Origin of the sequence: Salinispora cortesiana, assembly GCF_000484695.1 — a bacterium.
Lineage (GTDB): Bacteria > Actinomycetota > Actinomycetes > Mycobacteriales > Micromonosporaceae > Micromonospora > Micromonospora cortesiana.
Genome location: NZ_AXVR01000095.1, coordinates 1 through 8,899 on the forward strand (window position 1 = coordinate 1; position 8,899 = coordinate 8,899).

At 67.2% G+C, this 8,899-nt stretch carries 7 protein-coding genes and 1 pseudogene; 5 read left to right on the top strand and 3 right to left on the bottom strand.

Annotation, left to right across the window (positions count from 1 at the left end; all coding sequences use genetic code 11):
• Positions 1 to 293: 293 nt before the first annotated feature.
• Positions 294 to 1,412, bottom strand: a pseudogene (locus K228_RS0123195) (cytochrome P450 family protein); the annotation flags it as partial.
• 853 nt (positions 1,413 to 2,265) lie between these two features.
• On the opposite strand from K228_RS0123195, the gene K228_RS0123200 reads away from it, so the two are divergent.
• Positions 2,266 to 2,877, top strand: a complete 612-nt coding sequence (locus K228_RS0123200) for a GNAT family N-acetyltransferase (RefSeq protein ID WP_029723923.1) — start codon at positions 2,266 to 2,268, stop codon at positions 2,875 to 2,877.
• A 64-nt stretch (positions 2,878 to 2,941) separates the two neighbouring features.
• On the top strand, positions 2,942 to 4,204 hold the full coding sequence (locus tag K228_RS0123205) for a M48 family metalloprotease (protein WP_025620544.1): 1,263 nt from the start codon (positions 2,942 to 2,944) through the stop codon (positions 4,202 to 4,204).
• On the opposite strand, the gene K228_RS0123210 is transcribed toward K228_RS0123205, so the two are convergent.
• The gene (locus K228_RS0123210) at positions 4,178 to 4,954 is read right to left on the bottom strand and encodes a MerR family transcriptional regulator (RefSeq protein ID WP_025620545.1); all 777 of its coding nucleotides are present in this window, start codon (positions 4,952 to 4,954) and stop codon (positions 4,178 to 4,180) included. The two genes, K228_RS0123205 and K228_RS0123210, sit on opposite strands and share 27 nt — an antisense overlap.
• A gap of 59 nt (positions 4,955 to 5,013) precedes the next feature.
• Here K228_RS0123210 and K228_RS0123215 point away from each other — a divergent pair, with 59 nt between their 5' ends.
• Positions 5,014 to 6,597 (top strand): DUF6194 family protein, encoded by a 1,584-nt coding sequence (locus K228_RS0123215; protein ID WP_025620546.1) that lies wholly within the window; start codon positions 5,014 to 5,016, stop codon positions 6,595 to 6,597.
• Here the strand turns inward: K228_RS0123215 and K228_RS30490 are convergent.
• A complete protein-coding gene (locus tag K228_RS30490) occupies positions 6,594 to 6,752 on the bottom strand; it encodes a hypothetical protein (protein WP_188116248.1) in 159 nt (52 codons plus the stop codon). The two genes, K228_RS0123215 and K228_RS30490, sit on opposite strands and share 4 nt — an antisense overlap.
• Positions 6,753 to 6,831: 79 nt before the next feature.
• Between K228_RS30490 and K228_RS0123225 the strand changes: the two genes are divergently transcribed.
• Positions 6,832 to 7,527: a TetR/AcrR family transcriptional regulator gene (locus tag K228_RS0123225; protein ID WP_029723363.1), complete on the top strand. Its 696-nt coding sequence runs from the start codon at positions 6,832 to 6,834 to the stop codon at positions 7,525 to 7,527.
• Positions 7,527 to 8,888, top strand: a complete 1,362-nt coding sequence (locus K228_RS0123230) for an alpha/beta hydrolase (RefSeq protein ID WP_025617371.1) — start codon at positions 7,527 to 7,529, stop codon at positions 8,886 to 8,888. The genes K228_RS0123225 and K228_RS0123230 overlap by 1 nt, the downstream gene beginning before the upstream one ends.
• Positions 8,889 to 8,899: the final 11 nt, after the last annotated feature.

The window sequence follows — 8,899 nt, forward strand, 5'->3', positions numbered from 1 at the left end:
GCCGACCCGACTCCTCGTCGACGCCGACCTCGTCGAGGTGGGCATCCAGTTCGGCGTCGAGCGCTGATTCCAGGACCGTGCGGGTGATCCCCGCGAGGAGCCCACCCGGACCGACCAACGAGACTCCATCGGCCTTGGCCCGCTCGACCAGCTGCTACGCGAACTCCACCTCCGCCGCCGACGGCTGCGGAAGCTGAACCGTGTTCTTCTTGTCTGCCATGACGTGGTCCTTCCTGGACAGGATCAACGTCCTGTCCAACGGACCACACCCAGGTCAAACACGGAAATCTACGCAGTCCCAGCCGGATCCCGGGAAAACGGTCGAGCAGGATGGTGACGGCCACGGTCGTCTGGAGCCGGGCGAGTGGTGCGCCCAGGCAGTAGTGGATGCCGTGCCCGAAGGACAGGTGCGGGCGCCGCATGCCGGTCGTACCGAGTGTGTCGGGTGCAGTGAACTGTGCGGGGTCGCGGTTCGCGCTGGCCAGACAGAGCCAGATGCGATCACCGGCGGGGATCGTCTGGCCGGCGATGGTGATGGGTTCACGGGCGAATCGTCGTACTGCCAGCGGGAAGGAGGGGTTCCACCGCAGAACACCGTCGACGAGTTCGTCGAGGGCCAGCGACCCGGTGCGTACCGCCGCCGGTAGCTCCGTGTTGGTGAGCAGCGCGTGGACTACGTTGCCGATGAGCGCGGCGGTGTTGTCGTAGCCGGCGAACATCAGCAGGAAGAGCATCGCGACGAGTTCGTCGTCGGTGAGCCGGTCATCGTCCTCACGGGCGGCGAGGAGACCCGTCAGCAGGTCGTCGCCGGGCCGTGCCCTCTTGTGTGCCAGCTGTTCGACCAGGAAGCGGCGCATGTTGGCCATGGCCGATCGGGACTGGGCGGGCTGGTTGGCGTCGGCGGAGAGCAAAGTGTTCGTCCACCTCCGAAAGTCGACGCTGGTCTGGGTGGGCAGGCCCAGGAGTTCCTGCATGACCTGCAGGGGCAACGGTGACGCGAGGGAGCCGATCAGCTCCGCCTGGTCGTGGCCGACGAGACCGTCCAGCAGCGTGCTGACGATCCGCTCCACCGCGGGGCGCAGGTCGGCGACGCGGCGAGGGGTGAAGGCGGCCGCTGCGAGACGTCGGAGTCGAGTGTGGTCGGGTGGGTCACGGTTGAGTAGATGCGCATCCAGCTCGGGGGGCAGCGACGAACCGTGCTCACCATCGGTGCTGCTGAGGCGTTTGTCGACCGACAGACGCGGGTCGGTGAATGCCGCTCGTACGTCGTCGTAGCGGGTGACGAGCCACGCGGGCGCGCCGTCTGGCGTGCGGATGTGATGCACCGGAGCCTCGTCCCGCAGCGCGTTGTACCGCCGGTGCGGGTCACGAAGCAGGAGCTGGTCGAAGACGGGAGCCGGTTGCGACGTCATGCCAACTCCTGGGCCGACGTGTGGAGTCGGGCAGCGGCGGCGATCGGTGTATCGGTGCAGCAGAACCTCTGACTTCGTCGATTATAGGAGCCTTCGTGGTGGCCGGTTGGGGGTGGCACCGCGATGGAGGTGCACGGCCTCCCCTCGCCCTCGGCGGTCCGGGTGACCTGCGTGCCACGGCGGAGGATAGCCAGATACTTCGATGATTGCCGATTCAGCACAGTCGTGCACCCTTGGAGGCACTTCGCTGGGCTCGTATGGCGGCTTGAGGTGGTCAATCTGCAACGGCGGCAACTGGAATCAATTCCAGCAGTTTGTGCGCTGCACTGAGAACAGCGGAAGCGAATATACTGCTTATGGTAGCTTGTCCGGCCACAATGGCCGATCGGAGGCACGTTGCCACGAGTTCGCTTACATGAATTCGTATGGCGTGAACTACCGGTGATTGCGTGATCGGTTGATGATGTCGCCGAGTGAGGCTTGGTGTGGTAACTAAACCTGCGTGGAGGTTAGTTAGTCGCAGGGGAAGATTCTATCGGTAATCGATCATGGAGTTGTGATACTTCACGATACCGAAAGAACCTTACAGTGACGGCACCAATCTCCTCGGCGGCTCACTTCCTGCGGGCTTGGCCGAGCAGGAAGCAACCGGTAGCTCGTCGGCCGAGGTGCACCCAGGTGGAAAACTGGACAACGAGGCGGCAACCAAAGGCGCCGGCCACAACGCCTCCGGCGAGTGAGGATCGTCTGTCCGGTGTGCCACCGCCGAACCGCCCGCTGCCGATACCCAGCATTCCCTGGACGCAACCGCGCAGCGGAAATCGATTGAGGTGAGCCGCTCGACCAGGGCAGTATGCCGCTCGTGACCCAGGCGACCTTGTGGACCGCGCGAATCCAACTCGTGCCGTTGGGCGACGATCACCTGGAGGGTGAGGTCCAGCTCGATGCAGATCCGGAAGTCATGCGTTATCTAGGCCGGCCGCGGCAGCGGGCGGAGGTGGAGCAGGCGCATCGGCGGCGAATCGCCACCGCGTCGGTGGTTCCCGGCCTCGGTTTCTGGGCCGGGTTGGTGGCGGGCTCGTTTGTCGGATGGTGGATTCTGCAGCCGCCGGAGCGTGCGGATCAGGGGCCGGTCGAGGGGCAGGCGGAGTTGGGCTACCGACTACTGCGCCGGTACTGGCGTCAGGGCCTGGCCAGCGAGGGCGCCCGGGAACTGATCCGGCACGGCTTCGCCGACCTGGGCCTGCACCGCATCTTCGCCGAGACGATGGCGGTGAACCTGCCCTCGCGCGCGACCATGGCCGCGGTCGGGCTGGACTACGTACGCACCTTCCACCTGGACTTCGACGCCCCGCTGCCCGGCAGCGAACACGGTGAGGTCGAGTACGCGATCACCCGCCAGGAATGGCTGGCAAACCGACCAGCCGTCGTACGCCACCCGGTACCCGGGACGCACGGAATTTAACCGCCGGCAGATCGGCCGAACGGGCAGTACCAGGTGCCAGTGTTGGTCGGCAGAATCAGCGCTCATGATCGATACAAGGGCTATCGGTGACACCTGCCCGGAATGCGGCACTGCCACAGTCGCTCCGCGTGAGGCCCTGCCGTGGTGCCCAGCCTGCGAGTGGAACCTCAAAGCGTACGACGCTGAGCGCATCGGCCCGTTTTTCGGCTGGCGCTGGCTGGACCGACGGATCCATGACATCGGGTACCGCATGACCCGTCGCCAGTGTGACCGGCTACTCGGGCGCTCGCTGGGCAGTAGTGGCGTCGGCGCAGCCGCCGTCGTCACCGCCACCGCATCCTGCTTGTTGTTCCTGGGCGTGGTGGCCCTCGCTGTCACCGGGATCTGGCTGCTCCTCGCCTTCTCCTTCCCGAGCCCGTCGCTGCTGCTGGCGGTTCCTCTGCTCGCCCTCGCCGTCGGACTACGGCCCCGCTTCGGGCGGCTCGACCCCGACGCCGACGTCCTCCGTCGAGACCGCGCACCCGAGCTTTTCGCCCTGGTTGACGAGGTGGCGCAGGCGGTGGGGGCGCCGGCTCCCGACGTGATCGCCGTCAACGCCGACTTCAACGCGTACGCGGCAACGATCGGCATCCGCCGTCGGGTGCTGTGTCTCGGACTGCCGTACTGGGGGTCCCTCGCACCGCAGGAACGCGTCGCCCTGCTCGGTCACGAACTCGGCCACTTCGTCAACGGCGACCCGCGGCGGATGCTGCTCACCCAGCCGGCGTTCACCACCCTCGGCTCCGCGGCGGACCTTCTCCGCCCGGCGCCGTCGACCGCCCCCGGCCTCATCGAGTGGATCGGGGCGGCCCTTGGGCGTGTCATCCAATACCCGCTGTCTCGTCTGTTGTTCGTGCTGCATGTGGCACTCGTGTGCGTGGCGCTTCGAGACAGTCAACGGGCCGAGTACCTGGCTGACGAGATGTCTGCGAAGGCCGCGGGAACAGCCGCTGCGACGAGCCTGCTGGATGCCGCGCTACGGATCGAGTCAATGTCGCTCGCCGTACGCCGGGAGTCCAGGGCGGGGCACGGTCCCCAACGGTGGCAGGCGGCGGTTGCCGAGTCGCTGGCGGCCAGTGCCGACCAGCTGCCACTGTTGCGGCAGCTGTCGGGCCGCGAGGAGGCGTCGCTGTTCTCCTCTCATCCACCCACCGGTCTGCGCCACCTGATGCTCGAGGGCGTTGAGCGGCACGATCCGGCGGTGGTGCTCACCCAGCAGCGTTCGTCTCGCATCGACGACGAGCTGACCAAGGAGTACGAGTCAGCCCGCCGGGTGCTGGCCTGGTGAGTCCATAGCTGAGGTGGCGATGTCACCGCGAGTCAGCTCAAGGTAGGAGAGGTAGTCCGCGAGGCGAGCGGATCCGGTGAGCATCGCCCGGCCGCGGGCGGCGATCCGCTCCCGCCACTGTTCGATCGACGCCGCCAGTGGGCCGGCCCCACCGGCGGCGCGCACCTGTTCGATCACGGCAGCGATGTGGTGCAGCAGGTAGCCCCCGCGTCGCAGGAGGTGGGCGAGCTCGGCGTCCCGTACGTCCTCGGGTGAGTAGACCCGCGCGGTCCGGGACCGGGCTGGGGCCAGGATCCCCGCCCGCTCCCATTTACGCAGCGTCGCTGGGGTGACACCGAGCCGGCGGGCGAGTGCACCGACGGAGACCGACGCGGCCGGACCGGGCGCGGCCGAGGTGGATCCGGACGCCAGCACGACGGCCGCCGCGGCGACCTGGTCCAGGGTCTCCCGGTCGCGTTGCAGCAGGACGTGGGCGGCATCGACGACAGTCAGGGCGGAGGGAAGGTCGCCCCGGAGGACCGATCTCATGATCTCCCCGGCCGGCTGGAAGCCGTACCCCCGAACAAGCGCGACGTAGGCGCTCAGCGCGCCCGCATGGTTGTCGGTGTAGCTGCGGTAGCCGCTCGGCGTCCGCGAAGCCGGCGGGATCACTCCGGCCGCCTCGTAGTTGCGGACCGCCTGCGCGGAGAGCCCGTGCACCCGGGCCAGATCCACCGGACGGTAAACCGCCTTTTGAAACTTCAACAGCAAATCTCCTGGTTATCGATGGCCATAGTTTAAATCGAAGGTTCAACGATATGGTTAAGGTCATGGCTTTCGATACGGAGTTGCAGGCCCTTGTCCGCGCCCACCGGCCGCGGCTGCTCGCGATCGGCGAGCCCTACCACGGGGAGCCGGCCTTCCCGCACCTACGCAATCGGATCCTCGAAACCCTCGTCGGTCACGGCTTCCGGTCCATCGCCATCGAATCGGACCGGGCCGCCGGGCTCGCCGTCAACGACTACGTGCAGGGTCGCCGCGACGAGGTGGACCTGAGTACCGGCATCAGCCACGGCTGGGGCACCCACCCCGCCAGCCGCGAACTGGTCGACTGGCTGCGCGCCCACAACGAGAAGCTGCCGCCCGACGAGCGCGTCACCTTCCACGGCTTCGATGCCCCCACCGAGATCACCGGCGCACCCAGTCCCGGGCCGATCCTGCGTGAACTGCGCGACTACCTCGGCGAAACCGTCTCTGACCTGGACGGCCTCGTCGGCGCTGAGGAGCGCTGGACCGCTCCCGAAATCATGTACGACGCGACGCGATCTCCCGGCCGATCACGGGAGGCGACGACGCTACGCGGTATCGCCGAGGACTTCCGCACCCAGCTGTACGCCGACGCGCCTCGCCTGGTCCGGGAGACATCGCCGGAGTCCTGGAACCGCGCCACGGTCCTCGCCAGCGTGGTTGTCGGCCTGCTCACCTACCACGGCGCGATGGCCGTACCGGGCACCCAGTCGCAGCGCATCGGTGGCCTGCTCGCCGTCCGGGATGCGCTGATGGCGCAAAATCTGCTGGACATCCTCGCCCGCGAACGGGACCGGGGGCCGGTCCTGGTCTCCGCCCACAACCTCCACCTGCAACGGCACCCGGGCCGGTGGGAAAGCCACTGGGAGGGCCAGGACCTGGCCTTCCAGTGGAACGGCGCCGGCTCGATCGTGTCTGCCTCGCTCGGCAGGAGGTACGTGTACGTGGCCGGCAGTCTCGGGGCGAGCGGGCCGCTGGGTCTCGGGCCGCCGGAGCCCGGCACCTACGAGCACCAACTCGGCGCCGAGACCGGGATTTTTCCGCCGCCCACCGGCGACGAGCTACGTGAACGCGCGGCCGACCTGCTCGGGCTGTCGTCGCTGGAAGCGGCGACGGTCGGGACGTGCGACGCGATCCTGCACATCGGTTCCGAACCGGGGGCGGCCGACGCGGCCCGGATCGCCGGCCTGACGGGGGTGACCGAGACCCGGATCCTGCCAGGCCCTGAGCACCCGCCCCACACCTGGGGCGACCGGTTCTTCTTCACCGGCGCGGACCGGGTGCGACCGTTCGCCACGATCGTCGGGCACGACGTCCCGGGCTTCGACGAAGGGTCCCGCCTGGCCGACCCCGGACGGTACCGGCTGAGCATCGAGGTGGGACGCACCGAGTTCCGCAACCTGTTCGGCTACGGCCCGGAGGAGTTCCACGTACACCGCGACCGGCTCGACTTCGCGGAGACGGACCGTCTGCTGCCCCATCCGGTCTACGCCGTGCGGGGTTGGGTCAGTGTGGTCAATCCGGGCCCGGCCACCGTGGCGGAGGTGACCCGGCTGGTGGCTCGGGCTCGTTCCCGCAGCGGATCAGCAGAAGCTGCTGCCGGCTAGCACTGCAACGGCCGTAGGCGTCCCAGCCGGTGCGCGGCCACCGCGACGCCCGCGCCCGGGTAGGTGATCAACGCGTCGTGCAGGGCGCGGGCGAAGGCGTCCGGATCTACTTGCAACTCGTCTCGCCATACGTCGAGGCAGCGCTCGCCGCGCATCCGGCTTTCCACCGCAACCTCGAACTACCAGCCAGGCGAGTCGGTTGAGATTCCTCCAGGGATAAGGTAAACCTGAGTCATGTTTAGTTCTGTGGACGGTGCGTCGCCCGGCACCAAACCCGCCACGCAGCGGCGCTCCCGCGAGACCCGGGACAAGCTCATCACCGCACTGGACGAACTGCTGCATGAAGAGAACTTCGACGAGATCAGCGTCGCGCAGATCGCCAACCGGGCCGGTGTGTCCGTGGCGTCGGTCTACCAGCGGTTCGACAATCAGAACGCCTCGGTCGCCATCCTCGTCGCCCTGTACCTGCGCCGGGTTACGCATTGGTGGGACGACTTCTCCCGGGACAACCCCGTGCCGAGCAGCCACACCTCGCTGCGTGAGGCACTCGTCCATGTCGGCCGTGCGGCATGGCGTCAATCCGAGGACCTGCGCTATGTCATGCAGCCGGCCTACCTCCAGTCTCGGTTGCACCCGGACCTGCTCGACGAGCACTGGCGGCACCGGGAGGAGGTTGCCGTGTCCGGCTTTCGCTCACTGCTACAGGGTCACGCCGACGAGATACGCCATTCGGACCTGGCCCGAGCGGCCAGCATGACTGCGTACTTCTTCAACCTGATGTTCCTGGGACGCCTGCTTCACCCAGAGGGGATGTCCGGCTGGAACCTTCCCACCGATGCCGACGAGTTCGCCGAGGAACTCGCCGACTTCGTATGTGGCTACCTCGGTGTCGCCCGCGTCCCGGGCGCGTCGGACCGGCGGAATCGATGATGTGGACCTTTGTCGAACGCGCCACTCTAACTGCTACCGCCCTCACCACGACGCTGATCCTCTTTGCCGCTCCGACGAGCGTGACGCTGCCGGCGATCGTCGCGGTGACCGCACTCAGCATCCTCCGCCTGGTCAACAACAGCGCCCGGTGGCAGATGGCACCGGCCTACCTCGCCGTCGCCTGGCTCTGCGTCGCTGTCGTCACAGAACTGCCCGTTGGCGTACGCATCGTCGGCGGGCTGGTCGCTCTGGCGTTGTCGACAGTGTCTGCCGCGTTGGTAGTCGGCTTTCCCATTCCAAGCCTCCCGCAGCCCGACGGCCCGTTCGGGGTCGGCGTGATCACGACAACGGAGGAGCGTGACGTCAGGACGGCACCACGCATGGGACGCAGGCGACTCTTCGTCACCACGTGGTACCCGGCGGAAGCAAACCTGGCTCAACGACATTCGGAAGGCGAAGCCCTGTGGTCCGAATTCCACGAAGCTCCCGGGATCCCCTCCGGGCTACGGCGGCTCGCCGGCTACCTGAAGCAGGTACGGACGCATGCGATTCGTGGCGCCCACGCCAGCCGACACGCTACTACCGCGCCGGTGGTTCTCTACCAGCCCGGGCTCGTGTCCATCACCGCGGAGAACTCGCTCCTGATGGAATCGTTGGCAAGCCACGGCTATGTCGTGGTGAGTGTCAGGCACATCGATCAGCGTGCCGAGTTGGAGGAAACGGACGCAGCCGTCGCCCCGGCCACAGCCAGCCGGATCCAGGAGATCAACCGCGAGCTGCGGGGTAGGCTCACCCGATCCGAGCGCGCCCGAATCTCTGCGGAGCTCTACCGGTTGAGCACCAGCACAGCTACCGTCGTTGCCCGACGTACCGAAGACTCACAGCATGTGCTTGATCGACTTCCCACCATCCTGGCCACTATTCCCGGGTATCCCACCGACGAACTGGGGTCAGGGCGGCCGATCGCCACAATGGGGCTATCTCTGGGTGGGGCGGTCGCCAGCGAGCTCAGCAAGATCGACAACCGGTGCGCCGCAGCCATCAACATCGATGGCGGGCTCTACAGTGAACGCCCCCACGACCCACTCAGCATTCCATACCTGATGATCTACAGTGAGTTGAACTCGGGTAGCAACGATTTCGCACGGGACACCGCACAGGCCGAGTTCCACGAGATGACAGCACCCGGGACAAAGCACCTGGACTTCCATGACGCTACCGTCGTACTACCAATTCTGCGATGGCTGGGACACCTCGGCGACGCATCCGGTATCGGGATCGTCCGCTGGAAGAATAGTCAGATCCGGCAGTTCCTGGACCGGACGGTTCGGTGCACGACGCCAGACACATCTGCCAGGTGACTCCAGCCCGG